We start from the raw sequence: 26,264 nt of genomic DNA on the forward strand, positions 1-26,264 counted from the left end.
ACGATGGATTTTTATGCGCGATTTAAATGTTGGTATTGTTGCTGATTGGTTTATTACTTATGCTGGTTCTGAAAAAGTAGTAGCGGAACTTATTAAATCATATCCAGAATCACACTTGTATTCTGTTGTGGATTTTCTTTCCTCTGAAAATAAAAAACACTTTCAGAATAAAGAAATAACCACAACATTCATTCAACGCCTCCCAAAAGCGAAGAAAAAATATCAAACATATCTTCCTTTAATGCCATTAGCGATTGAGCAACTTGATGTATCCAGCCATGATGTCATTCTTTCTAGCAGCCATGCTGTTGCTAAAGGGGTTTTGACGGGGCCCGATCAACTGCATATTAGTTATGTTCATTCCCCTATAAGATATGCATGGGATCTCCAGCATCAATATCTACGGGAAGCAGGTTTAGATCATGGAGTCAAAGGAATGATTGCAAAATTGATTTTGCATAAAATGCGCATGTGGGACTACCGTACTGCAAATGGCGTTGATCATTTTATTGCTAACTCGCAATTTATCGCGCGGCGGATTAAAAAAGTTTATGGGCGAGAGGCTGATGTCATTTATCCGCCTGTTGATGTCAATCGCTTTCTTCTGAATGAAGCTAAAGAAGATTATTACTTTACCGCATCACGCCTTGTTCCATATAAGCGTATTGATTTGATAGTTGAGGCTTTCAGTCACATGCCAAACCGTAAACTTGTTGTTGTTGGTGATGGGCCGGAAATGCAAAAGATAAAGTCTAAAGCCACGTCTAACATTGAAATCCTGGGTTATCAATCAAATGAAGTCATGCAAGAACATATGAGAAATGCTAAAGCATTTGTTTTTGCGGCAGAAGAAGATTTTGGAATTACTCCTGTTGAAGCGCAGTCTTGTGGGACGCCTGTTATTGCGTTTGGCAAAGGTGGTTCACTTGAAACAGTAAGACCATTTGGTGTAGATAATCCAACAGGTATCCTTTTTGACAAACAGGATATAGGTTCTGTCATTGATGCTGTCCAAAAGTTTGAAACTATGCAGGATCAAATTCTTCCTAATGATTGTCGTGCTCATGCGCTAAAATTTTCAACCGAGCGGTTTAATCAGGAAATTTCTGAATACGTCAATTCTAAATATTGTGAATTTGTGGAAAACAAAAAAATTATCTATTAATAAATGAATAAAAACTAAGCAATTTTGTGCCACTTGGCTTTTGTTGCGGTAATGGTATTAAAAGGCAGAATTAAAACCAATAATTTTCAATGGGTTATGACTGCCATTCTTAATTTGTGAACATTTTTACACTATACGTCATACAGGCTTTGAGCTAATATAAACATCACATTTGAACTGCGAACTTGTCGCAGTGACCACACCAGACAGGAGTAAGTAATGTCCAAGCAACAGATTGGGGTTGTTGGTATGGCGGTGATGGGCCGAAACCTTGCGCTCAACATCGAAAGTCGTGGCTATACCGTCTCTGTTTTCAATCGCTCCCGTGAAAAGACTGAAGAAGTTATTGCTGAGAATCCAGGCAAAAAATTAGTCCCTTATTTCACAGTGAAAGAGTTTGTTGAATCTCTGGAAACCCCTCGACGCATCCTGTTGATGGTTAAAGCCGGTGCCGGCACTGATAGTGCTATTGAATCTCTTAAGCCATACCTGGAAAAAGGCGACATCATTATTGATGGGGGGAATACTTTCTTCCAGGATACTATCCGTCGTAATCGTGAACTCTCTGCTGAAGGGTTCAATTTTATCGGGACAGGGGTATCCGGCGGAGAAGAAGGTGCGTTGAAAGGCCCTTCAATTATGCCGGGTGGTCAAAAAGAAGCTTATGAACTTGTTGCGCCAATTCTTAAACAAATTGCTGCTGTTGCGGAAGACGGTGAACCTTGCGTAACTTACATCGGAGCTGATGGGGCTGGCCATTATGTTAAGATGGTTCATAATGGTATCGAATACGGTGATATGCAACTTATCGCTGAAGCCTATGCATTGTTGAAAGGTGGTTTAAATCTTTCTAACGACGAATTGGCGGAAACTTTCACCAAATGGAATGAAGGTGAGCTAAGCAGTTATCTTATTGATATTACAAAAGATATCTTCACCAGGAAAGATGAAGAAGGTAACTATCTGGTAGATGTTATTCTTGATGAAGCCGCGAATAAAGGCACCGGTAAGTGGACAAGCCAAAGTTCTCTCGATTTAGGCGAACCTTTGTCCCTTATTACGGAATCAGTTTTCGCTCGTTATATCTCGTCCCTAAAAGAGCAGCGTGTTGCAGCGTCTAAAGTCTTGACGGGCCCACAGGCTAAACTTGCCGGTGATAAAACTGCATTTATCGAGAAAGTCCGTAGAGCATTATATTTAGGTAAGATTGTTTCTTACGCCCAAGGTTTTTCTCAGTTGCGAGCTGCCTCGAATGAGTATCATTGGGATCTCAACTACGGTGAAATTGCTAAAATTTTCCGTGCAGGGTGCATCATTCGTGCTCAGTTCCTTCAGAAGATCACCGATGCTTATAATCAGGATGATAAAATAGCCAATCTGTTATTAGCCCCATACTTTAAACAGATCGCTGATGATTACCAGCAGGCATTACGTGATGTCGTAGCTTATGCGGTGCAAAATGGGATCCCTGTTCCGACATTCTCAGCTGCTATTGCTTATTATGACAGCTATCGCTCTGCTGTTTTGCCAGCGAACCTAATTCAAGCTCAGCGCGATTACTTCGGCGCACATACTTATAAGCGCACTGACAAAGACGGTGTGTTCCATACTGAATGGATTAACTAAGTTAGTAAAGATTTGCTTTCTAAGCCCTGTTTTTACAGGGCTTTTTTTTATCTATATCTGTTTAGATATTATATTTTGTTCGAAAATGGTTTTTTTCAATTTATAATCCTGTCATAATGAGTGTCTTATAATAATAAACCTCAAGTAGGTCGCTAATGATTTATGTTAATGGTCGTTTTCTTACTCAAAAACTTACCGGTGTGCAGCGATTTGCTTATGAAATGACTCTTCGGTTATCGAAATTGAGACATAATGTTGTGGTCTTGGTACCCAATATCTCCGCCATTGATAAAAGCTATAACATTTCAGGTTTTAATATTAAAGAAATCTCAGGGGGTAGAGGCCATTTCTGGGAACAATTCACATTACCTCTTTTTTTAAAAAAACAGAAAGATTGCATGCTAATCAACTTATGCAACACTGGTCCTTTGCTTTTCAAAAGGCAGATTATTACGCAACACGATATTACTTATATTCGTTACCCAGAAAGCTTTTCATTTGGCTTCAGATGGTTATATTCATTATTAACCCCTATTTTACTAAAGAACTCTAAATTAATAGTGACGGTTAGTGATTTTTCTAAAAGTGAGCTAGTAAATTATTATAATTGTGATGCCAGTAAGATTCATATCATTCCGAATGCTGTGAGTAATAATTTTTTTAAACCACATGACAGTATGGTTAAGACTAATGAGATTCGTGGATGCGACTACTTTCTGACTGTATCTTCGGTTAATCATCATAAAAATATTCATGGTCTTATTGAAACTATACTATCTGCAGATTTAAATATAAATTTGAAGATAATAGGTGACAGGAACACAGTGTTTAATTGTGTAAATATAAAAACTAATGATCCAAGAATTGATTTTTTAGGGCGTGTATCTGATGATGAACTTATTTCATTATATAAAGGTGCAAAAGCTTTTATATTTCCATCCTTTTATGAAGGATTTGGTATACCCCCACTGGAAGCTCAATCATGCTCTTGCCCAGTTATTTCTTCAAATAGAGCTTCCCTTAAAGAGACCTTAGGTGATAGTGCATTGTACTTTGATCCAGACTCAAAATATGAGCTTATCAAAGCTATCATAAAATTAAACAACAGCGTTGAAGACCGTAACTTGTTGATTAGAAAAGGTAAAGAAAATGTGCAGAGATACTCCTGGGAACGTTCCGCTGAAACACTGAATATGCTTATTACTAAAGTTGAATAGCTTATTCACTATACACTCTCGAGTGTGTTACACGTTATTCATTGTCAACAAAGTTGCTTTATTAATAATGGTGTTAATTATTTCAGTTAATTAACATTTTACCCGCCTTGACTTGCTCTGACCTCAATTAGGCTACATCTGCTAAGCCTGCATTTACTACACCATCCTCTGGCCCTATCCTCAAAAAATTCCGCAATTCTGTTAACATGTAAAATACCCTTGTTATAAGTGGTGGTATTTGTCGTTTCTAATTTGAATTTATCCTTCTTGCGTTTTCCCCTACTGAATTTAGTGGGGGGAGGGAAGCTCTGGTTTTAATTTATAGCTGTATAACTTATGGAAACTATTCGTGATTTATTTTTTTATTCGGGCGTGTTGACGGTGTGATTTTTTTAGACTTTTCTTATTAAGGGGAAGGTGCATCTATGCTGATGCAAACGCTTCCAATGTACTCCCAATAACTCTGGGCCTGGATTGCTCCTGATACGAAATTTTGAGGATTCTTAAATGGTTACTCAAGTGCTACTCACACAAAAAGCAGTTGCAGCTATACAATTTGCAATTCTTGGGAAAAACACCTATACGACGGCTTCCACCTATGATGCCGTAGCAGGCCAGTTTCGTACGGGGGCGATTAGCCAAGAACAATATATTTCTAACCTGTTAGCATCCACAGCGGGTCAGACTTTGTATTCTGGCAAAACTGACCTTGAGATAGTTAAACTTGTCTATGCGTCCATTTGGGGAAGTACCCCAGCAGATAGTGTCGCCCAAACCTTTTTAACAGGCTCAAATTTAAATGCTGCACTTAATAATGTAATTAATGGCGTTCTTAATTATACAGGATTCGATTCTGCGACGCTAACTGCACAAAATAGCTTTGATAATGCACTGAATAAAGTCATGTACAAAGACTATGGCTCAGCGAACTGGAATACATGGAGCGTCGCTTTAAGTAGCAAGGAGCAAGTCGAAGCTGCGTACATTTCTTTAGTTGGCCGTTCAGTTGATATGGGTGGGCTTGGCGACTGGACTAATTATCTCGCCACCGGTGGGAATACATATAGTTCATTACTGACAAAATTAATCGCATCTTCCGAGTTTCAAAGCAAGGGATCTAACTTAACTGGTGATGCCTTTATCACACATGTTTATCAAGGAATTTACGGCGTCGCGCCTAGCGCAGCGGTTTTAGCGCAATACAGCGCTCTTGGTACCAATAAGGCAACCATTACTCAGGCAATCATTAACGATTTACGCGGTTCTACGGCTACAGATGCGGCAACTGTAACCAATCAGCATGCTTTTGAATACCAGATTGGCACCGGGCTACTTTATAAAACCAGCGCAGTCCTCAGCGCCAGCGCCGCAGGCGGCAACGCGACAGGTACTGTTAACACTAATGCCAGCCATCAGCTCACCAATGCTGAAACTGCGGTTCTGACTAACGCGCAACTCAATGCTAACGTGGCGAGCACCGTTAACCTCAAATTCGCGGATCATTTGGCTAATCTCACCATTAATGGTTCAAGCGCAGCCACTGTTAACCTGTCCGATAATGGGGTAAACCCTGGAGTGGACATCGTTGTTAACAACGGCAGCGTGATCCTCAATGCCAGTTCCGGCGCTGATGATGTTCTTGTGAGTAACCTTGTTAATATGACCACCGCCACGGCTAAGTTTAACCTCGGAACGGGTAACGATACGCTGAAATGGGCCGGTAACTCTACTGGCGGGGCAAATACGGTGAGCACATCTGTCACCGCTGATGGTGGAGCTGGGATTGATACCATTTCGGCTAACTTTATTACGAAAAATGTCGTTATGGGTGGGACTATTCTAAACAGAACTGCGGTCATCACTTCTAACTCCGCGCAATTTAGTAACTTCGAAAAGCTGGATCTTGCTGGCTATGTAGGGCAGGCAACTGTTAGTTCTGGATCTACTGCGCAGGCCCATACATTTGACTTTGGCGTATTAACGGGTAATGCAACCACCGAATCGAGTTTGACTGGTACTCTTGGGACAAATATCACCCAGGCTGGAACTTCAACAGTCGGCTCACAAGGATTTGTGCTATCGGGTCTGGCAAGTAACGTCCATGTGATTAATGCTGCAGGTGGCAATTCCGCGCAACTTGAAGTCACAGGTAACGCGACTGCGGCAAGTAGTGTCGATATTACATTCCGACAGGATATCACGGATCACTTTAATGTTAATTTTACAGCAACCAGTAATAGCGATATTAATGCGGGAGCACTGGCCCTTAATAGCAGTAATTCGCTACTTGGTACCGCATTGACAACATTGAATATTGGTTCTGGTGGTACAGGCAGTTTTGCAAACAGCATTGCGCTGGCGGGAACCAATAGTCAAGTACAGACAATTAATGTTACTGGAGACCATTTGCTTAATCTGACGGTAGGCACAGGTTACGGCAACCTGGAGACTATCAATGCTTCAGCAAATTCTGCAGGATTGAATTTGGATGCTAATGTGGGGGGAACTGGTAAAGGGATCCTTTATCAACTCCTTACCATTCTTCCCGCAGCAGGCGTGACAACAACGATTATTAATCTGTTGGGGTTAGGTGGCGGGCATAACTTATCGGTTCAAGGAACTAGCGTTACGGACACCTTTAAGGTTCTCGGTAACACCATTGTTTCAGGTGGTGACGGCGCGAACCTTTACCAGTTGAAAGCGAGCACCGTCAACTCTGGTGTGACTATTTCAGATTTTAATAGTGGTAAAGATAGCATTTTTGACACCGCCTCAGGTCTGACTATTAACAATGATGTCACGCATACCCAGGTAGCTGATTATGGTACACGTACGACTGATGTCGTTGACTCGTTATTAGGTACATTGGTTGGTGGTGTGGTTGGCGGCGTTGTCGGTCTGTTAGGTCAAATCCTTGGTATCGGTGGTAGTGGGGACCTCACTGCGAAAGTTGGTGTGGCGTCAGTCATCTGGACTGATAACTCTCATGAAGCCAGTAACTATTTGATCATTGATAACAACAACGACCATACCCTGGATGCGAACGATACAGTAGTGTATCTCAACGGGCAAACCCATCAGCAGTTGGTTGATACTTTGCACTACGCTTAAGTAGCGTGATGTGATGGATGTTTTATAAAGAAAGGGGGAGGTCGCTCTTCCCCTTTTTATTGTGATCTCTGTCGTGCTTTTATTAACATTAATTTTCGTATGGATTAAAAAATATTTTTTTGGTAGCTTGATATTTTAGTACTTTCCTATCTATATATTATAAATATCTCCAGCCTGAGTTGTTGGGATCTGATTGCTCTACTGTCGGTAGAGGTGTGGCTGAAGGTACACAAAATTAAGGGAAAAAGCAGTGGAGCACTATTTACCGCGCAATGAAATTGCGGACGTAATACGCACTCGCAGTAAAATATTCTGGACAGTTGGTGTTTTCACCGCATTCATTAATATCTTAATGTTAGTACCTTCGATTTATATGCTCCAGGTTTATGACCGGGTGCTACCCTCTGGTAATGAAATTACTCTGCTGATGCTAACCCTTATCATGCTTGCCATGTTTGGTATGATGGCATTGCTGGAGTACGTCCGTAGCATGGTGGTAATACGGATTGGCGCACAGCTAGATATGCGTTTAAATACACGTATTTATACCGCAGCATACGAAGATAATCTCAAAAACAAATCTGCTGATGCCGGGCAAATGCTTAACGATCTTACTAACATGCGTCAGTTTTTGACCGGCAGCGCGCTTTTTGCTTTTTTTGATGCGCCCTGGTTCCCGATTTATTTGTTGGTCATTTTTCTGTTTAATCCCTGGTTGGGGTTGTTTGCATTAATTGGCTCATTAATACTGATAGCGTTGGCCGTGGTGAATGAAATAGTTTCAAAAGAACCATTGGCTGAAGCGAGTAAGCTTGCGTTGCAATCAGGAAGTCTTGCCAGCACCAACTTGCGTAATGCGGAAGTTATAGAAGCATTAGGAATGTTGCCAAATATCAAGGGACGATGGTTTAGTTTACATCAACGATTTCTGAACAGTCAGCGAGTCGCGAGCGAACGAGCTTCCCGTATCAATTCTATTACAAAGTTTGTGCGTCTTTCCTTGCAATCTTTGGTGCTCGGGCTGGGGGGCTGGTTGGCCATTGATGGCCATATTACTCCGGGGATGATGATCGCAGGTTCTATTTTGATGGGAAGAACGCTTGCTCCGATAGAACAAGTGATTAACGTCTGGAAAAGCTGGAGTTCGGCAAAACTATCTTATGGCCGGTTGGTGAAGTTACTCGATAGTAATCCACCCCGTGGCACCGGGATGTCTCTACCGAAGCCTGAAGGAGTACTGAGCGTAGAAAATGTATCTGCGAAACCGCCGGGCGCGCAGGGTGAACCGGTACTACACGCTGTGTCATTTAATTTACAGGCGGGTGATGTGCTTGGCATTATTGGCCCTAGTGCATCCGGAAAATCGACCCTGGCACGATTATTAGTTGGGATTTGGCCGGTAAGTGAAGGAATTGTTCGTTTGGATGGCGCAGATATTTATCAGTGGAATAAAGATGAACTGGGCCCCCATATTGGCTATTTACCACAAGACATTGAATTGTTCGCCGGAACCATAGCGGAGAATATTGCGAGATTTAATGATGTCGATGCTGAGAAAGTGATTGCTGCCGCGAAACTGGCAGGGGTACACGAACTGATTTTACGTTTTCCACATGGCTATGACTCAGTTATTGGCAACGGAGGAAACGGACTTTCCGGAGGTCAAAAGCAACGAATTGGTCTTGCAAGGGCCTTATATGGCGATCCCTCGTTGATTGTTCTTGATGAACCTAATTCTAATCTGGATGACGCTGGCGAATTAGCTCTTAATAAGGCTATTGCCTTTCTTAGAGAGCGGAAAAAAACGGTGGTACTGATTACGCATCGAACTAACTTGCTTTCAATGACCAGTAAGTTGTTATTGTTAGTCACTGGTAAGGTTAACGCATTTGGTACCACCCAGCAGGTACTTCATGCTTTGAATAATGCTCAGAGAACTCAGTCAGCACAGCAACAGGCAATGCATGCAGTTAATAATGAATCGCATGACGGCAACGGGGCACCCCCTAAAACACAAATAAACTAAAAAACGGCTTCTCAAATAATAGCTGCAACTATCTGTTGTTAAAGGGGGGAATATGTCTTCTCACATTAATCAGTCTCTTCGTGGCGATACCTCATCAGATTCTACTGATGAGCGGAAGTATACGCGTTTCGGTTGGTTGGTGATCGCTATTGGTTTATGCGGTTTCCTTTTATGGGCAGCTTTTGCCCCATTGGATAAAGGCGTTGCTTCTCAAGGGTCGGTAACAGTTTCAGGAAACCGTAAAACAATCCAGTCTCCAACTAGCGGTATTATTAGCAATATTGCGGTTAAAGAAGGGGATAAGGTCAAAGCCGGGCAGGTACTGGTTCAAATGAGCCAGGTTCAGGCGCAGGCGCAGGTGGATTCTCTGAAGATTCAATATTATACCACTCTGGCAACAGAAGGGCGTCTGTTGGCCGAAAGAGATAACCTGGATACCATAAAATTCTCTGACGTTTTCAATGCTATCAAAGACAAGCCTCGTGCAGCGGAAATCATTGCCTTGCAGCAACAACTTTTTATTTCGCGCCGACAGGCATTACGTAGTGAAGTTGATGGTTTTAAACAATCTATTGATGGCATCCGTTTCCAGCTTAAGGGATTACAGGATTCCCGGGCGAATAAACAGATTCAGCTAAACAGTATTCGTGAGCAGATGACCAGTATGAAACAGCTCTCTGCTGAAGGGTATTTGCCGAGGAATCGTTATCTGGAGGCTCAACGTCAGTTTGCAGAGATCAGTAGCAGCATTGATGAGACGATTGGCAGGATCGGACAGTTACAAAAACAACTGCTAGAGTCGCAACAACGAATAGACCAGCGTTATGCGGATTATCAGCGTGAAGTGAGAACACAGTTAGCTCAAACGCAAATGGATGTAAATGATTATAAAAACAAACTTGATATGGCTAATTTTGAACTAGGGAATACGGAAATTATTTCGCCAGTTGATGGAACAGTTGTTGGGCTGAATATATTTACCCAAGGGGGAGTAGTGGGGGCAGGCGATCATCTTATGGATGTGGTTCCCAGTGAAGCTGCGCTGGTTGTGGATGCTCAATTAAAAGTACAACTAATCGATAAAGTATATACCGGACTTCCCGTTGAGCTTATGTTTACTGCTTTTAACCAGAACAGGACCCCTAAAATACCTGGTACTGTAACGCTTGTTTCTGCAGACCGTTTAATCGACAAAGCAAATGGGGAAGCTTATTATCAGATGCAGGTAACCGTCACTCCGGAAGGCATTAAAATGCTCCAGGGCGAGGAAATAAAACCTGGGATGCCTGTCGAGGTGTTCGTAAGGACGGGGTCACGTTCGTTGTTAAGTTATCTCTTTAAACCTATTTTGGATCGTGCGCGTACTTCATTGACCGAGGAATAATCGTGATTTTCATGAAAAGGAAGATGATTAATCTAGCCCTTAGTTCGATAGTGTGGGTGATATGCTCACCGGTGCATGCATTGGGTATTCTGGATGCGTATTCGCTTGCATTGGAAAAAGACCCAACATTTCAGGCGGCGATTAAAGAAAAAGAAGCTGGTGATGAGGCAAGGAATATCGGACGAGCAGGGTTGCTACCAAAAGTCTCTCTCAATTATCAGAATGCACCACGAAATTGGCAGACTCAAAAATATCAGACGAGTGATATTTTTGGCAATGTCAGCGATGTGACTAAACGACAGCAGTACCGCAGTTATGCTGGTTCCGTGACCTTAACGCAACCTCTATTTGATTATGAGGCTTATGCGAAATATAAAACGGGAGTCGCACAAAGTTTGATGGCCGACGAAAAATATCGCAGTAAATACCTCGATCTTGCAGTCCGGGTCATTTCGGCTTATGTCAGTGTTGCATATGCAAAAGATCAAATTGCACTCGCTGAGGCGCAGAAAGCTGCTTATAAAGAACAACTTGCTTTAAATGATCGCCTGATGTCAGCTGGCGAGGGTACTGTAACGGACGTTGCTGAGACTCAAGCAAGGTACAGTTTGGCCGAAGCTCAGGTTATCGAGGCTCGGGATGTCTTAGACTCAGCTCAGCGTGAACTTGAAGTCATCATCGGAATTCCACTTGATCAGTTAGATGCATTGCAGACGTTACGGCAAGGCAAATTCCAGGTCTCGCCGCTACGTTATACAGCATTCGATGATTGGCAAAAATTAGCCATGGAACGAAATCCCCAACTAGCTTCATCACGTCATGGCGTGGATGCAGCGCGTTATGATGTAGAACGCAACCGGGCTGGATTTATGCCTCAGGTACAGCTATACGCATCACATTCGGAAAATGATTCCAGCAGCGACAACACCGTAAATCAAAAATATCGAACAGATAGCGTTGGGGTTCAGGTATCAATGCCAATTTATTCTGGCGGGGGGGTTGCTGCCTCGACAAGGCAGGCCGCGGCACGTTATGGTCAGGCCAAGTATGAACTGGATGCCCAGGTCGGTTCGATAATGAACGATCTGCGTAAACAGTTTAATCAATGTATTAGTAGTCAGGCGAAGCTTAGGGCTTACGAACTGGCTGTAAAGTCTGCGACGACGCAGGTTGAGGCCACGCGGCAAAGTGTGCTTGCAGGGCAGAGGGTTAACGTTGATGTGCTTAATGCGGAGCAGCAGCTTTACGCTGCACAGCGAGATTTAGCAGAGGCCAAATACACGTATATTAAGGCCTGGATTACGTTGCTTGGAGATTCAGGTACGCTGAGCGAAAAAGATATTATGCAAGTCGCGGGGTATTTCCATCGTTCTTGAGTTAAGCTATGAAGTCGGAAACAGAAAGAGTGTAAAATAGTTTGTTTTTTGCATCTCTGAAACCCGTATCGATACTACGCTTCAATCTGTATGCTCACATGAAGGGGACCCTTAAGACCCGTCCCCGTCTTGACTTCACTATTCGCAAAGAGTAAAACGCCAGCAGTATCCATGATTACTGTGGCGATTTGCCATCACCCGTTAACTGTAGAAGTGTTGCTCTATGAAAATTACTATTTCCGGTACAGGCTATGTTGGTTTATCGAATGGTGTTCTGATTGCCCAGAACCATGAAGTGGTTGCTTTGGATATCATTCAGGCCAAAGTAGATTTGCTTAACCAGAAAATTTCACCTATAGCAGATAATGAGATCCAACAATATTTAACGGAAAAAAAGCTTAATTTTCGTGCAACAACAGACAAACTCGATGCGTATCATGACGCTGATTACGTTATTATAGCTACGCCGACAGATTATGATCCCAAGACAAATTACTTCAATACGTCTTCTGTTGAGGCTGTCATCCGTGATGTGACTGCTATCAATCCGAAAGCTGTTATGGTTATAAAATCAACGGTCCCAGTTGGTTTCACTCGTGGCATAAAAGAACGCCTTGGCATTGAAAATATCATTTTCTCGCCGGAGTTTCTCCGCGAGGGGCGTGCTTTGTACGATAATTTATATCCATCACGGATTGTCATTGGTGAGCGTTCTGCTCGTGCTGAGCGATTCGCAGACCTATTGAAAGAAGGTGCGATAAAAAAAGACATTCCGACCCTTTTTACTGATTCAACTGAAGCTGAAGCTATTAAGCTCTTTGCTAATACTTATTTAGCACTACGTGTTGCCTATTTTAATGAGTTAGACAGCTACGCCGAAAGCCAGGGACTAAACAGTAAACAAATTATTGAGGGTGTATGTCTGGATCCGCGAATTGGTAATCATTACAACAATCCCTCTTTTGGCTATGGTGGGTACTGCTTACCGAAAGATACCAAACAGTTGCTGGCGAATTATGAGTCGGTGCCCAATAATATTATTTCGGCAATTGTTGATGCTAATCGCACCCGAAAAGATTTTATTGCAGACTCCATTCTGGCGAAAAACCCGAAAGTTGTTGGTGTGTATCGGTTAATTATGAAGAGCGGTTCTGATAATTTCCGTGCTTCCTCTATTCAAGGTATAATGAAAAGGATAAAAGCGAAAGGTATACCTGTAATTATTTACGAGCCAGTGATGAAGGAAGATGAGTTTTTTAACTCACGCGTTATTCGCGACCTTGATGCTTTCAAGCAGGAATCAGATGTTATTATCTCTAACCGCATGGCAGAAGAATTGGCGGATGTGAAAGATAAAGTATATACTCGTGACCTCTTTGGTAACGATTAACTTTCCATAATGACAGGTAGTTTGCAAAATTACCTGTCTTAATTTTTTATAAAGAAAAAACGCAGCATCATTATGTGCTGAAATAAAATACTAATGCTACCGTGGCATTTGCGAGACTATCTCTGTCTTCTACATCGAAAGAAACGTCTGTCGAATTAGAAATATATAGCGTAGGGATAATACTAGGCTGATTACACTATTGGCGGTTAATATACCGCAATCTTTTGATTGCGGTAAAATAGAAGATAAGAAACTATCAAATTGCGTAGTAGTCTTTATACCAATCCACGAAGTTCTTCACGCCTTGCTTAACTGTGGTTTGTGGCCGGAAACCAACAAGATCATATAGCGGTTGAGTTTCAGCGCTTGTCTCCAGAACATCGCCTGGTTGCATCGGCATCATGTTTTTCTTAGCTTCCATTCCCAGCGCCTCTTCAAGCGCAGTGATGTAGTCCATCAGTTCTACAGGCGAACTATTACCAATGTTATATACCCGATAGGGGGCGGAACTGGTCGCCGGAGACCCGCCTTCAACCGTCCAGTCTGGATTCGGTTGCGGAACAACATCCTGAACACGAACAACTGCTTCAACTATATCGTCAATATAGGTGAAGTCCCGCTTCATTTTTCCGTAGTTGTAGACGTCTATACATTGCCCTTCGAGCATGGCTTTCGTGAACTTGAATAGTGCCATATCCGGGCGTCCCCAGGGTCCGTAGACGGTAAAAAACCGCAGCCCGGTTGTTGGAATTCCATACAGATGCGCATAAGTATGTGCCATCAATTCGTTGGCTTTTTTGGTTGCCGCGTATAGCGATACAGGATGATCTACCGAATCATCGGTTGAAAAGGGCATCTTACGGTTTAAGCCATAGACGGAACTGGATGACGCGTAGACCAGGTGCTCAACTTTAGTATGGCGACAACCCTCAAGGATATTCAGGAAGCCCATCAGGTTAGCGTCAGCGTAAGCGTGTGGGTTTTCCAGCGAGTAACGCACGCCGGCCTGAGCGGCAAGGTTGATTACGCGGTTAAATTTCTCCGTAGCAAAAAGCTGCTCCATGCTGACCCGATCGGCGAGATCAATTTTGTGAAAACTGAACAAAGGTGCTTTCAGAAGATCCAGGCGGGCTTGTTTGAGGCTCACATCGTAGTAGTCATTCATATTGTCGATTCCGACAACCTCATGACCAGCTTCCAGCAGGCGTTTACATACATGAAAGCCGATGAAGCCAGCAGCACCAGTGACTAAAAATTTCATTTATATCCTCCAGGATCATTATGTCCCACTGCCTATAAGGGCCTATTTTACACAGGGGGGAGGTATCGATCATCTTGTTTACTGATTGGTTCGGAAAGGTTGGAGAGAATAACATTTAAAGCTAAACCTACCGTAGCAAGGACGCCATCTCCAATATGAGAGTGAAAATCACTCTCATTGGTTAGCAAGTGTTTTTAGTTGTAGACAAATGTTTAAACGGCATTGTACTTACCTGGTATATATCTCTTCTTTGCCAGCCAATACTGCTTTTTCGCTTTTAATCTTATAGTCCGGGAGTATACTATGCTGCTGTTTCATTCATATGGTATTAACTTAAGATGCCCACATTGCAACTTTCTGATTTTATTACCATAATAGGCAGGTATGCCACTGACATTAATGACGCTGCTGAATAGGGCAACTTGTATAAAGTTAAGTAACTCAGTTGCCAGGTCCGTTGCCTGAAATGAGACTAACCTGATGGCAAGTTGCCTCTAAAGCGGCGAGAGTGACCGCTCTCAGATTGAGCTCAACTTGAGGCTTGAGACAGAGCAAAATCATGGACTCTTGCGGTAGTAATGCTTTGAGGTTTATGACGATTTATCAAATGCTAAGCTTGTTTTGCGCGCTTTGGTTGCGATAGCCAATGGCGGTAGCGTGTCTCTGATTGATGTGATCGTTGGCTGTTGCGAGTCAGCTAGACAAAGCTAATCGTTTGTAGTCGTATAGTCACCCCCGTAACATACTCCAAATGATGGTATAGAGTACGCTATTATATGGAACTACTTATGGTTGCTAAGAAGGGTTTCTCTATACCGTGGATATAGAGGCAACGACTGCTTTTGGCTAATTTATTATAATTATGTTGATATTATAGCTGTGCACAATTTCCTCAAGGTGCCAGAGGAAAGAATGATTGCGTGGTCGATTTCAAAAAAATGAGTGCAAATAATGAAGTTTAAATTAGGATATTTATTTGATCTACTTGTTGTGATAACTAATAAAGATTTAAAAGTTCGCTATAAAAGTAGCATCTTTGGATATTTATGGTCTATCGCAAACCCTTTATTATTTGCGATGATTTACTATTTTATTTTTAAAATGGTAATGAGAGTACAAATTCCAAATTATACCGTTTTCCTGATTACTGGGTTGTTCCCGTGGCAATGGTTCGCAAGTTCGGCAACCAATTCATTGTACTCATTTATTTCTAATGCGCAGATCATTAAAAAAACAGTATTTCCGCGCTCGGTTATTCCTTTGAGTAATGTGATGATGGAAGGGCTGCACTTCTTGTGTACAATTCCTGTAATCGCTGTGTTTCTATATGTTTATGGTATGTCACCGTCGCTGAGTTGGTTCTGGGGCATTCCTCTACTGGCGATCGGACAGATTATTTTTACATTTGGATTTGCTCTAATTTTCTCAACGCTGAATTTGTTTTTCCGTGACCTGGAGCGATTTGTCGCCTTGGGCATTATGTTGATGTTCTACTGTACCCCGATACTCTATAATTCAGATATGATCCCGCAACAATTTACCTGGATCATTGATTATAACCCACTGGCTAGCATGATTATGGCCTGGCGAGATCTGCTTATGAATGGCAACCTGGATTATGTGCATATCACTTATCTATACTCATCAGGCATGGTTGTGTTGCTGCTAGGAGTGTGGGTCTTTAATAAATTAAAATATCGATTTGCAGAGATTTTGTGATGACCGCTGTTATTGAATTTTGCAATGTAACAAAAGAGTATCCTCTATATCATCATATTGGCTCTGGCATTAAAGACTTGTTTTTTCATCCGCGTCGGGCCTTTAATTTGCTAAAAGGCCGTAAGTATCTGGCTATCGAGAATGTGTCATTCACCGTCAATAAGGGTGAATCAGTTGCATTGATTGGCCGCAATGGCGCTGGCAAAAGTACGACCCTTGGTCTCGTTGCTGGTGTGCTAAAGCCAAGTAAGGGCGAGGTAAAAGTTGTCGGCCGCGTGGCTTCGATGTTGGAGCTGGGAGGCGGTTTTCATCCGGAACTTACCGGGCGTGAAAACATCAAACTTAATGCCACCTTACTGGGGTTACGCAGAGCAGAAGTTAATAAACGGCTTGATAAAATTATCGAGTTCTCAGAGCTAGGTGAGTTCATTGATGAGCCTATTCGCGTATACTCCAGTGGCATGCTGGCGAAGCTGGGCTTTTCCGTTATTAGCCAGGTTGATCCAGATGTATTGATTATCGACGAAGTTCTCGCGGTTGGGGATATCGCATTTCAACGGAAATGTATTGAAACAATCAATGAGTTCAGAAAACGTGGGGTAACAATCCTGTTTGTTAGCCACAGCATGAAAGATGTTATGCAGATTTGCGATAAAGTTGTGTGGGTTGAAAATCACCGGTTGAAAGCTATCGGTGAGGCAAGCTCTATTGTTGATGAATATGTAGCCTCAATGGCTTGATGGAAAAACTAATGCAGAAGAATGTACTTATTGTCGGCGCAGGATTTTCAGGCGCGGTTATTGGTCGCTTATTGGCTGAAGCAGGTCATCAGGTGACGATTATTGACAGCCGGCCGCATGTTGCTGGTAACTGCTACAGTGAGCGGGATAGTGAAACCAACGTTATGGTTCATACCTATGGCCCTCATATTTTCCATACTGACAATGCTGAGGTTTGGGAGTACATCAACCAATACACGGAAATGATGCCTTATGTGAACCGGGTGAAGACGACGGTCAATGGGCAAGTATTTTCCTTACCAATCAACTTACACACAATTAATCAGTTCTTCCATACCACGTGCTCCCCAACCGAAGCACGTAAATTAATTGATGAAAAGAGTGATAAAACGATAGAAGAACCTGCAACATTTGAAGAGCAGGCACTGCGTTTTGTCGGCAAAGAACTTTATGAAGCCTTTTTTAAAGGTTACACAATCAAACAGTGGGGGATGTCTCCGTCGGAGCTCCCGGCTTCAATTCTTAAGCGTCTGCCTGTACGATTTAATTATGATGATAACTACTTTAATCATAAATATCAGGGAATGCCAAAAGACGGCTACACGGTAATCGTAGATAAGATATTAGATCATAAAAATATTTCAGTGGCTTTAAACACCCTGTTTGATGAAACCACTCGTGGCGAATATGACCATGTATTTTATAGTGGCGCGCTGGATGGTTTTTATAAATATGATATGGGACGTCTGGGCTATCGCACCCTGGATTTCGATGCTTTCCGAACCGACGGTGATTATCAGGGATGTGCGGTAATGAATTATGGTGAGCAAAAAGTGCCTTATACTCGTATTACTGAGCATAAGTACTTTGCGCCATGGGAAAGTCATGAAAAATCAATCTGCTATCGCGAGTTTAGTCGCTCATGTGAGCCTGAGGATATTCCGTATTACCCAATTCGTCAGGTAGGGGAGATGGCTATGCTGCAAAACTATCTCGATCGCGCCGAAAAAGAAGCAAATATTACCTTTGTTGGTCGTCTGGGTACATACCGCTATCTTGATATGGATGTAACTATTGCTGAAGCTCTGGAAACTGGGCGAACTTATCTTAAGTCATTAGAACAGAATTCTGTGATGCCTGTGTTCACGGTCAAAGTCAGATGAATGTAGCTGCTCTAATCGTCACTTATAATCGGTTAGAAAAGTTAAAAACAACAATAGAGGCAACGCTGGCGTTGCCTTTTCAATATATAGTTGTGGTTAACAATGCATCAACCGACGACACTCAAGCCTATCTTAATTCTGTTTGCGATGAACGAGTTATAGTTTTACATCGGGAGATGAATGATGGCGGGGCTGGCGGTTTTAAATATGGAGCGCAATGGATAACGCAAAATTTGAACACTAATTGGGTTCTATTTTACGATGATGATGCGTATCCGAAGAAAGATTTTGGCGTAGCTTTTCAGTCACTTGATTTATCGAGTGAAAATGTCTATGTCTGCACGGTGGTGGATACATCAGACAAATGCTGCAAGATGAATATACCCTGGAAGAAAATTCCTAATGGTTTTTGGGGAAATATCGCTTACAGAGTTAATCCTGCACGTTTTATTCCTGACGGAAGCCAGCAAGAGACCGTGGTGAGCGTTTCATTTGTAGGAATGTTGATAAGTCAGGAGACACTAAAGAAATCTATATCGTTTATATATGATGAGCTTTTTATCTATTTTGACGATGTTTATTTTGGTCATCATCTGGTCCTGCAGCGTACGCCTATTATTTACCTTCCTGAATTATGTATTGTCCATGATATTGATACTACTAATCAATTAATAGCCCCATGGAAACTATATTATTTAAGTAGAAACCTTATCTTGTCCCGTAAAATATTCCAGGATAATTCGCCTTTCACCTTATTTGATGTTTCATTAAGGTTGTTGAAGTATATATTTACAGCACTGAAGCATGAAAAGCGGAAAGAATGTATGATTAATGTCTATAATGGAATCAAGGATGGTTTCTGGAAGCCAAAAGGTAGAGGTGCATAATCCGCTATGAAAAAGAAATTATGCTATTTTGTTAACTCTGCCTGGTATTTTGAACTTCATTGGCTCGAAAGAGGAATTGCTGCATTAAATAATGGATATGATGTCTATGTTATTGCAAATTTTGTAGATGATGCAATTTCAAACAGACTCACCGCATTAGGATTTCACTGCGTTAATAGTCAAATTAATGAGAAAAGCATCAATCCTTTTGCTTTTATCAAAGGCTTTATTAATGCCTCGAGGATATTGAAAGGCATTAATCCTGATATCCTTCATTGCATTACGATTAAACCTGGGATCATAAGTTGTCTGTGGGCCAAATATCACAAAACTAAACTTGTTTATAGTTTTGTAGGGCTAGGGCGAGTGTTTGAGAGTGAGCAACTCATTTTTAAAATATTACGTTGGCTTGTCCTCAGGTTGTATCGATATTTGTTCTCAAATGTTGATTGTAAAATAATATTTGAACATCGAGAAGATAAAAGAAAAATACTTTCTCTGCTGGGAGTCAAAGAAGAGAAAGCAAAGGTCATTGATGGCGCCGGGGTTAATATCAGTTATTTTTCATACCAGCAAGAACCGAAATTGACTCATGGAATAATACTTTTTGCCAGTCGTATGCTACATAGTAAAGGATTACTTGATCTCATTAAGGCAAAAAGGATCCTGAAGTTAGAAGGGATAGATTGTACTATTCAGGTAGCAGGTATCATTGTTGAGAATGATGACGATGGAATTACCTTGGGGCAAATAGAAAAATGGCACGCAGCAGGTGATATCGTCTGGTTAGGTACTCGAGATGATATTAGAGAATTGATTGCTGGGGCAAATATTGTTGCTCTTCCTTCTGTATATCCCGAAGGTGTACCGCGAATTCTGCTTGAGGCTGGTGCTGTGGGTAGAGCTTGTGTTGTCTATGATAATGGTGGGTGCAATTCACTAATTAAAGACGGCTATAATGGTTATATAGTTGAACGCAAAAATGTCAAAGAACTGGCCGCGAGAATTAAAGCATTGATAAATGAAGATGATGACAGACAAAAAATGGGTATCAATGCCAGGGAAAATATTGTCAATCATTATACGTCAGAAATTGTTATTGATAAAACATTACAAGTATATGAAGAGCTGTTTCAGCGCTGAAAAATACTCATGCGGTTAGGTTATGAATAATAATATTGCATTACAGTCATCAGTATTCCCTGATATACACCACCGTGAAATTAGCGCTCTGTATTTTTTATCTGATAATGTATCTACATGCTATAGTGATGCAGGGTACGTCAGAGTATCGAGGAATCATGACATTTGCTTTGATACTTTTTATAATTCATTTGATCTCCAGAAGTGGTCGAAACACACAACAGTTAAACAGATTGGCTTCAAAGTTGATGTTGTTGGCAGAGGTATTGCCACAATTTTCTTAAAAACGAAAGATATATTAAAGAAAGTATTTCAACGCGAAATTGAAGGGGCATTCACACTAGATAATTTAGAATTAACTGAATGTCGTGACGGTAGGCTTTATTTTTACTGGTCGTCGATTGATGATAGTGAAATCAGGAGTTTTTCTTTTACTACATATGGGGCAGTAGAGGATTTTGGTAAGCTAGCGATTGTCATCACTACTTATAATCGACAGGCAGCATTATTATCGACATTGTCGAGATTTGAGAAAAACTTATTTTCCGACAGTGTTGGTCAATCAAAATTTCATGTATATGTTATTGATAATGGATGCAATTTAGATTTAGAGCCAAGACCTAATGTTACTTATATAAAAAATAAAAACATGGGGGGGGCTGGTGGTTTCACTCGTGGTTTATTTGAGGTCAAAAAGAACAATAAAGAAACTTATTGTATCTTTATGGATGATGATGCATCCTGTGAAATCGAAAGTATTAAAAGAGCATATTGGTTCATGTGTTTTTCAAAAAACGATGAACAGATGATAGCAGGCAGTATGCTATATGAGGATAAACCTCAAACGGTTTACGAGGCAGGTGCTATTTATCCTTATAAACAGATACGAATGCGGCCTTTAAAAAATGGTGTTGATGTCTCAACACCAAGTGGCCTGGATGTGTTTAATAAAGAAGACGAACAAGCCAATTACGCAGCATGGTGGTTCTGCGCTTTCAAAGTATCAGCGATAAAATACTATGCTTTTCCTTTCTTCGTCCGCGGCGATGACATTTTATTCGGGATAATGCATGCTTACCCGATCGTTACTCTCAATGGCATTGCGTCGTGGCAGATGAATTTTAATCAAAAATATAGCGCATTAGTTGAATATTTGAGCGTTAGAGGTCTGTTGGTTCCTGCATTTGTATACCCGTCATCACAGAAAAGAAGACAGATAGCTTTTTGGATATTAGCAAAAGTACTTTTGCTATGCTTTTCATACCGTTATTCTTCGGCTGAGGCTATCATTGAAGCTTATTCAGATGTTATGCAAGGCCCTGATTTCTGGATTGACGATGCGGATGCGCAAAAAGCGCGTAGACGGATTAGTGTGCTGTCGAAAGATGAATTGCCAGGTGAAGTCGAGCAGGGTAACGACGTGAAAAAAACTGACCGTGATAGCCCTGAGTCCAAATGGGCGAAGATAATCAGGCTGTTTCTTCTCAATGGTCATCTGGTTCCTGGGTTTATTACGGCTGGAAATAGGGTACGAATCCCTAACACAGAAATTCATCCGACAAAACAGGTTTTTTTGAATGCTGAAGTTTACTATGAAACTACTGAGGGTAGTTTTATCGTACTGAAGCAGGATAAATTACGCTGTGCTAAGTTGATCATCAAAACATTGTGGGCCATTAGCAAAGGGTTCTTTACCTATAATGCTGTTGCAGAAGAGTATGGAAAGAAGATCTCGTATTTAACGTCTGAGAATTTTTGGAAGAAATATTTTATTTAAATATTGATGGCTTGTTCTTTATTCGTAATGATAATATTGTCATAGTTAAATATTTCTCTTGCGGATAGGGTTTAGGATATTTATTTATACGGAAGATACACATTTTGATTTGACTAGTTTCTACAATCTAGTCTGAAGTTAAATATATTTATACAAGAGACAGTAATGAGCGACATGATAGTTTGTGATACTCGACAATCAAAGGTTATACCAAAATTGTCTATTATAGTACCAGTCTATAATACTTCTGGTTTTGTGGAGAAGACTTTATCTTCATTTGATAAAAATGGTAATGATCAAATAGAACTTATCATTGTAAATGATGGCAGTACTGATAATAGTGTCGAAGTTGTTCAGCAATGGCTTGATACCTATAAAGGTAACGCAATTTTCGTATCACAGGAAAATAAAGGGCTATCAGAGGCCAGAAACACGGCCTTACGCTACGCGAATGGCCAATATATTTCTTTCTGTGATAGTGATGACTGGTTGAACGAAAAAGCTGTTCTTGATTCCCTGGAATTTGCCGAGTCTGACGATCTTGATATTGTCTTATATCGTTCATACGTTTACGACAACCAAACAAAAGATTCGTATCCGTTCTATGATGCAGCGACTTGGGATTATATTTTAGGTGGTGAGCTGAAGAAGACAGTAAACATTGCAGCATATCCGCAAATCCTCAGTCTTGAACCTAATACCAACAACCGAATCCTTAAGAAAGAGTTTTTTGACAAGTATATAACTATCTTCCCGGTAGGGATTCATTTTGAAGACGTTACTCCTCATATTGTAAGTCTGGTTAACGCAACAAAAATTGGCATGATAGATACTGTCGGCTATTTTTATCGAGTTAATCGTGAAGGAAAGATTACGGATCAAAAAAGCGAAAAGCGATTTGATATAATTAAGACCGCGAAAGAGTTACTGCAGAAACCTGAAGTTAAAGGTCTCAATGCATATCAACAATATTGCGTAATGTCGCTAATATTTAAAATGATTTTCTGGTGTGGTAGATATACAACTCTGAGTGATCGACGTCGTTACTTCCAGCAAGGTGTGGAACTGTTTTCTGTATCAAATCCGGGCGTGCGTTCGCGCTTAAAAAAATCCTTAGGTTTTGCGGAGCGTAACAGAGAGTTTATTCTCATGTTGGCATTTTTCAATGGCGCAACGGATTTTCTTACAGAGTACAGTACTGGTAAGCAAACGCTATCAACTAAATTTAAACTGTTGAAGGCTATTTCTACTGCAAACATTGATGTCAATAAATTGATCTTCAAAAAAGCTTTGCGTTTTGCAAAAAATAAGTTCGGAAAACGGGTAGTAGGTTAATAAAATGATCAATAGAACACAATTGAATGCATATCTAAATAAACTACCTTCAGCAATTAGCCATGATGAGTTAGCACAACACAAGCATATCATCGAGCGAAGCTTTTTTGGCGTAGATTTGTTTTCTTGCGAAAGTGATGTTTTGGCTTTTGTCGGTACTTATACCGGTCTGGAGCTTCTGGTTGCATTTTATAACAGTAAGCCGCGCGCGATAATTGTTGTTGAATCTAATGCAAGCAAGTTTAAACGTATTCAGGAACTATTAAATAAAAACCCTGAATTGAAAGAACGCGTCTATCTGTTTGATAATTTCTCCAATCCTGAAATTAATGAGTTGATTGGTGAGCGTCACGTTAGCGTTCGTATTTCTCTTCCTGCATTTACCCGGGCAGCTCTGGAGTATGTTACTGCACAGTGGAAACTTGACCATATTTGTGGTGAATTCAATCAGTACGATGTTGATCCATTAATTGTTTATCGTCAATGCGCGCGCGCGGCGGATACTTTTTACTGGCGCATTCAGGATCAACACCAACCTCTCACGGGTAGTCGCCAGAAGTATGAGTATGAAGTTTCAGTGGTCGTACCCGCATACAATATCAGCGCCTATATCGATCAGTGCATTGAGTCCCTGGCGAATCAGTCTATTGAAAGTATAGAGATTTTAGTCGTCGATGATGGTACACCGGATGATTCCGGTGAGAAAGCTGACGCCTGGGCTGCGAGATACCCAGGCAGAGTGAAAGTTATCCATAAAGCCAATGGTGGGTGCGCGACGGCACGAAATGCCGGCGTTAGCCAGGCCAAAGGGCAATATATTGGTTTTGTTGACGGCGATGATTGGTGCGATCTTCAGATGTATGAAGATTTGTTCCGTGCCGCGGTGATGAAAAATGCTGACATTTCCCAGTGTGGCTATAAAGAAGCTTATGAGACTGGTGAAATAGTTAAATTCCCCCTGGACATTAATCTCAGCCGTCTGGATTTACTACGCGAGCGCCCAACAATGTGGCGTCGTATTTACTCTGCTGACATGCTGAAAAACAAAGGAATTTCTTTCCCTGAGCATATTCGTCGGTTTGATGATTTACCTTTCCAGTTCGAGACTTTTTTAAACGCCAAGATTATTGCTAATATACCTTTTGATTATTACTATTATCGTCAAGGGCGCTTAGGTCAGGATATTTCTGTGCGAGATGACCGACTTTATGTTCATTTCCCTATTTTTGATTGGATCTACAGTCGTAACTCGGATACGTTCAACTATGATGAAGAGCGTAAATTATTTGAGTTAGAACTCGATGTCCACTTCTGGGCCTGGAGTGTCATTGAAGCGAAATTCAAGGATGAATATTTTAAGCAGGTCCTGGCGCAAATTTTTGCATCTAAGAAGATTTTGTCTAAATTTGATATGCTGGTAATAGCCAAAAATAAAGGAAGAGAAAGATTTATGTTTTATTTAAAGCTACTAAAAGCCAAAACATTCTAACTCTTCTACCTTATTAAAAGCCGCGAAAGATTTCTTTCGCGGCTTTTTTTTTATAATTGGCTGGCTCTCATATTCAGCTTGTCGCCTACTAAAGATGCAATTTTTGTAGATGGTTTATCAATGAATGTATAGCCAAACCATGAGATAAGAACACAAAATAATAAACTGACTAATGTGCTTATTATACTAGCAAATTGGTTAGTAATACCTGCATCATGTAAATAAACAAATAATGCCGTTCCAATACTCATGATGATAGGGATATGAAATACATATAAGGAAAATGAGATCTTACCCAGAAAAGTAAATACAGGTCTGGACAGATAATTTGAAAGTTTTGATGATGTATTAGCTATTAATAATAAAACTACTGCTGCGATTGAGTGACAGAACGTGGCCAAACCTTCTTTACTAAAACCTGTGAGTTCATTTAAGAAGTTAATTTCAATTGTCCACGGATTTTCTGTTGCAAGAACAACTGTTAATATACTGGCTGGAAGAATAAACTTAGGTTCAAGTTTTATGTTATATACCAAAATAGTACCGCCAATGATAAATAGTATCAAATAGCAGCCAAGTGTCGGTTCAATCAGATAGATAAGTATTGCTGATATAATAATGTGGGCACTGTTTTTTTTGACAAAAAATAATGCGGCATAGAGATACAGAAAAAGTGACCCCATTAACTCTATTTTAATCGTCCAGAGTGGGCCATTATAGGAGGTATCGCCTATGTAAGCAGAATACAGACCATTGTATATGGCTCCAGTTAGTGTGAGTTCTGATTGATAGTTAGATTTTAACCACTCGTGTCCACCGACGATCGCCGCCATTTCGGCATTATGGAAGCCTATCGTATTTTGTAAAACAACAGCCAGAATGACTGAAGCGAGTACCAGTGGGGTAAGTCTAAAGTATCTTTTTATAAAGCTTTCTTTAAGATAAGAAAGGTCGTTTTGTCGCTTATAAAAGCCAATGAGCAACACATAACCACTCATTACGAAAAATAGACAAACTGAGAAGTTCCCATCCAAAATTCTTCGATATATCTGCCACCATACTGAGTTTTGCGAATATAATCCATTTGGCGATACCAGCACCCCCATAAATACATCCATATGGTAAAGCACGACGACAAGCGACGCGACTCCGCGGAGTCCGTCGAGATGTTTATAATGTTGCAAGTGAGACCCCGTAGCCTGTTTGGCTTTATTTTTGTTGTGTTCCATAACCAACGCGTCAAGAAGCAGAACCTGACGGTATTTGTTTATATTACCACACTGATGTTAACTGGTAGTTATTTTTTTGTTGTTGTGATCGGTCTCACGATAGTTGATTTAACATTAAATTTGCTTAAGTATGTGAAATTAAGCCCGGAGTGCAGCACCCATCATGCCGAATAAATTATTTTTAAACGCTTTCATTATCCAGGATCAATGGAGTGATATTTGTCAG

At 41.0% G+C, this 26,264-nt stretch carries 18 protein-coding genes; 16 read left to right on the forward strand and 2 right to left on the reverse strand.

Annotated features, from left to right (window positions below; translation table 11 throughout):
- Positions 1-13 precede the first annotated feature (13 nt).
- The 8 genes from PGR23_RS02045 (at position 14) to ugd (ending at position 13,295) form a co-directional block, all read left to right on the forward strand.
- A complete protein-coding gene (locus tag PGR23_RS02045) occupies positions 14-1,165 on the forward strand; it encodes a glycosyltransferase family 4 protein (protein WP_396279542.1) in 1,152 nt (383 codons plus the stop codon).
- 219 nt (positions 1,166-1,384) lie between these two features.
- Positions 1,385-2,791 carry an NADP-dependent phosphogluconate dehydrogenase gene (gndA, locus tag PGR23_RS02050; RefSeq protein WP_045391829.1) on the forward strand — a complete coding sequence of 469 codons (1,407 nt, stop codon included), beginning with the start codon at positions 1,385-1,387 and terminating at the stop codon, positions 2,789-2,791.
- A gap of 155 nt (positions 2,792-2,946) precedes the next feature.
- Complete coding sequence (locus tag PGR23_RS02055; RefSeq protein WP_348875994.1) at positions 2,947-4,008, forward strand: glycosyltransferase family 4 protein; 1,062 nt, start codon at positions 2,947-2,949, stop codon at positions 4,006-4,008.
- 507 nt (positions 4,009-4,515) lie between these two features.
- Positions 4,516-7,119 (forward strand): beta strand repeat-containing protein, encoded by a 2,604-nt coding sequence (locus tag PGR23_RS02060; RefSeq protein ID WP_396279543.1) that lies wholly within the window; start codon positions 4,516-4,518, stop codon positions 7,117-7,119.
- Positions 7,120-7,369: 250 nt separating this feature from the next.
- Positions 7,370-9,145: a type I secretion system permease/ATPase gene (locus PGR23_RS02065; protein WP_396279544.1), complete on the forward strand. Its 1,776-nt coding sequence runs from the start codon at positions 7,370-7,372 to the stop codon at positions 9,143-9,145.
- 52 nt (positions 9,146-9,197) lie between these two features.
- A complete protein-coding gene (locus PGR23_RS02070; protein WP_047078091.1) occupies positions 9,198-10,529 on the forward strand; it encodes an HlyD family type I secretion periplasmic adaptor subunit in 1,332 nt (443 codons plus the stop codon).
- Between the two features lie 11 nt (positions 10,530-10,540).
- Positions 10,541-11,905, forward strand: a complete 1,365-nt coding sequence (locus PGR23_RS02075) for a TolC family outer membrane protein (RefSeq protein WP_396280095.1) — start codon at positions 10,541-10,543, stop codon at positions 11,903-11,905.
- A 223-nt stretch (positions 11,906-12,128) separates the two neighbouring features.
- Positions 12,129-13,295, forward strand: a complete 1,167-nt coding sequence (gene ugd, locus PGR23_RS02080; protein ID WP_045391811.1) for a UDP-glucose 6-dehydrogenase — start codon at positions 12,129-12,131, stop codon at positions 13,293-13,295.
- 256 nt (positions 13,296-13,551) lie between these two features.
- On the opposite strand, the gene PGR23_RS02085 is transcribed toward ugd, so the two are convergent.
- A complete protein-coding gene (locus tag PGR23_RS02085; RefSeq protein WP_045391808.1) occupies positions 13,552-14,556 on the reverse strand; it encodes an NAD-dependent epimerase in 1,005 nt (334 codons plus the stop codon).
- A 951-nt stretch (positions 14,557-15,507) separates the two neighbouring features.
- Here PGR23_RS02085 and PGR23_RS02090 point away from each other — a divergent pair.
- From PGR23_RS02090 to PGR23_RS02125, 8 genes are all read left to right on the forward strand, one after another.
- The gene (locus PGR23_RS02090) at positions 15,508-16,275 is read left to right on the forward strand and encodes an ABC transporter permease (protein WP_045391805.1); all 768 of its coding nucleotides are present in this window, start codon (positions 15,508-15,510) and stop codon (positions 16,273-16,275) included.
- Positions 16,275-17,015 (forward strand): ABC transporter ATP-binding protein, encoded by a 741-nt coding sequence (locus PGR23_RS02095; protein ID WP_045391802.1) that lies wholly within the window; start codon positions 16,275-16,277, stop codon positions 17,013-17,015. Before PGR23_RS02090 ends, PGR23_RS02095 begins: the two co-directional genes overlap by 1 nt.
- 11 nt (positions 17,016-17,026) lie before the next feature.
- On the forward strand, positions 17,027-18,178 hold the full coding sequence (glf, locus tag PGR23_RS02100) for a UDP-galactopyranose mutase (protein ID WP_047045968.1): 1,152 nt from the start codon (positions 17,027-17,029) through the stop codon (positions 18,176-18,178).
- The gene (locus PGR23_RS02105; protein ID WP_047045964.1) at positions 18,175-19,065 is read left to right on the forward strand and encodes a glycosyltransferase; all 891 of its coding nucleotides are present in this window, start codon (positions 18,175-18,177) and stop codon (positions 19,063-19,065) included. Before glf ends, PGR23_RS02105 begins: the two co-directional genes overlap by 4 nt.
- 6 nt (positions 19,066-19,071) lie before the next feature.
- The gene (locus tag PGR23_RS02110; protein WP_045391794.1) at positions 19,072-20,208 is read left to right on the forward strand and encodes a glycosyltransferase family 4 protein; all 1,137 of its coding nucleotides are present in this window, start codon (positions 19,072-19,074) and stop codon (positions 20,206-20,208) included.
- A gap of 22 nt (positions 20,209-20,230) precedes the next feature.
- Positions 20,231-21,985 carry a glycosyltransferase family 2 protein gene (locus PGR23_RS02115; RefSeq protein WP_430915565.1) on the forward strand — a complete coding sequence of 585 codons (1,755 nt, stop codon included), beginning with the start codon at positions 20,231-20,233 and terminating at the stop codon, positions 21,983-21,985.
- Between the two features lie 165 nt (positions 21,986-22,150).
- Positions 22,151-23,320 (forward strand): glycosyltransferase family 2 protein, encoded by a 1,170-nt coding sequence (locus PGR23_RS02120; protein WP_289578535.1) that lies wholly within the window; start codon positions 22,151-22,153, stop codon positions 23,318-23,320.
- Positions 23,321-23,324: 4 nt separating this feature from the next.
- Positions 23,325-24,809: a glycosyltransferase gene (locus PGR23_RS02125; RefSeq protein WP_049061320.1), complete on the forward strand. Its 1,485-nt coding sequence runs from the start codon at positions 23,325-23,327 to the stop codon at positions 24,807-24,809.
- Positions 24,810-24,859: 50 nt separating this feature from the next.
- On the opposite strand, the gene PGR23_RS02130 is transcribed toward PGR23_RS02125, so the two are convergent.
- Complete coding sequence (locus tag PGR23_RS02130) at positions 24,860-26,038, reverse strand: acyltransferase family protein (protein WP_380377312.1); 1,179 nt, start codon at positions 26,036-26,038, stop codon at positions 24,860-24,862.
- Positions 26,039-26,264 lie beyond the last annotated feature (226 nt).

The organism is Klebsiella sp. 141162, from assembly GCF_050600755.1.
GTDB classification, from domain to species: Bacteria; Pseudomonadota; Gammaproteobacteria; order Enterobacterales; family Enterobacteriaceae; genus Klebsiella; species Klebsiella aerogenes.

Coding starts and splice junctions, on each gene's coding strand:
- PGR23_RS02070 (WP_047078091.1), top strand. CDS start 9,198: ATGTCTTCTCACATTAATCAGTCTCTTCGTGGCGATACCTCATCAGAT.
- PGR23_RS02090 (WP_045391805.1), top strand. CDS start 15,508: ATGAAGTTTAAATTAGGATATTTATTTGATCTACTTGTTGTGATAACT.
- PGR23_RS02120 (WP_289578535.1), top strand. CDS start 22,151: ATGAGCGACATGATAGTTTGTGATACTCGACAATCAAAGGTTATACCA.
- gndA (WP_045391829.1), top strand. CDS start 1,385: ATGTCCAAGCAACAGATTGGGGTTGTTGGTATGGCGGTGATGGGCCGA.
- PGR23_RS02130 (WP_380377312.1), bottom strand. CDS start 26,038: ATGGAACACAACAAAAATAAAGCCAAACAGGCTACGGGGTCTCACTTG.
- PGR23_RS02075 (WP_396280095.1), top strand. CDS start 10,541: ATGAAAAGGAAGATGATTAATCTAGCCCTTAGTTCGATAGTGTGGGTG.
- PGR23_RS02105 (WP_047045964.1), top strand. CDS start 18,175: ATGAATGTAGCTGCTCTAATCGTCACTTATAATCGGTTAGAAAAGTTA.
- PGR23_RS02055 (WP_348875994.1), top strand. CDS start 2,947: ATGATTTATGTTAATGGTCGTTTTCTTACTCAAAAACTTACCGGTGTG.
- ugd (WP_045391811.1), top strand. CDS start 12,129: ATGAAAATTACTATTTCCGGTACAGGCTATGTTGGTTTATCGAATGGT.
- PGR23_RS02115 (WP_430915565.1), top strand. CDS start 20,231: ATGAATAATAATATTGCATTACAGTCATCAGTATTCCCTGATATACAC.
- PGR23_RS02085 (WP_045391808.1), bottom strand. CDS start 14,556: ATGAAATTTTTAGTCACTGGTGCTGCTGGCTTCATCGGCTTTCATGTA.
- PGR23_RS02045 (WP_396279542.1), top strand. CDS start 14: ATGCGCGATTTAAATGTTGGTATTGTTGCTGATTGGTTTATTACTTAT.
- glf (WP_047045968.1), top strand. CDS start 17,027: ATGCAGAAGAATGTACTTATTGTCGGCGCAGGATTTTCAGGCGCGGTT.
- PGR23_RS02125 (WP_049061320.1), top strand. CDS start 23,325: ATGATCAATAGAACACAATTGAATGCATATCTAAATAAACTACCTTCA.
- PGR23_RS02060 (WP_396279543.1), top strand. CDS start 4,516: ATGGTTACTCAAGTGCTACTCACACAAAAAGCAGTTGCAGCTATACAA.
- PGR23_RS02110 (WP_045391794.1), top strand. CDS start 19,072: ATGAAAAAGAAATTATGCTATTTTGTTAACTCTGCCTGGTATTTTGAA.
- PGR23_RS02095 (WP_045391802.1), top strand. CDS start 16,275: ATGACCGCTGTTATTGAATTTTGCAATGTAACAAAAGAGTATCCTCTA.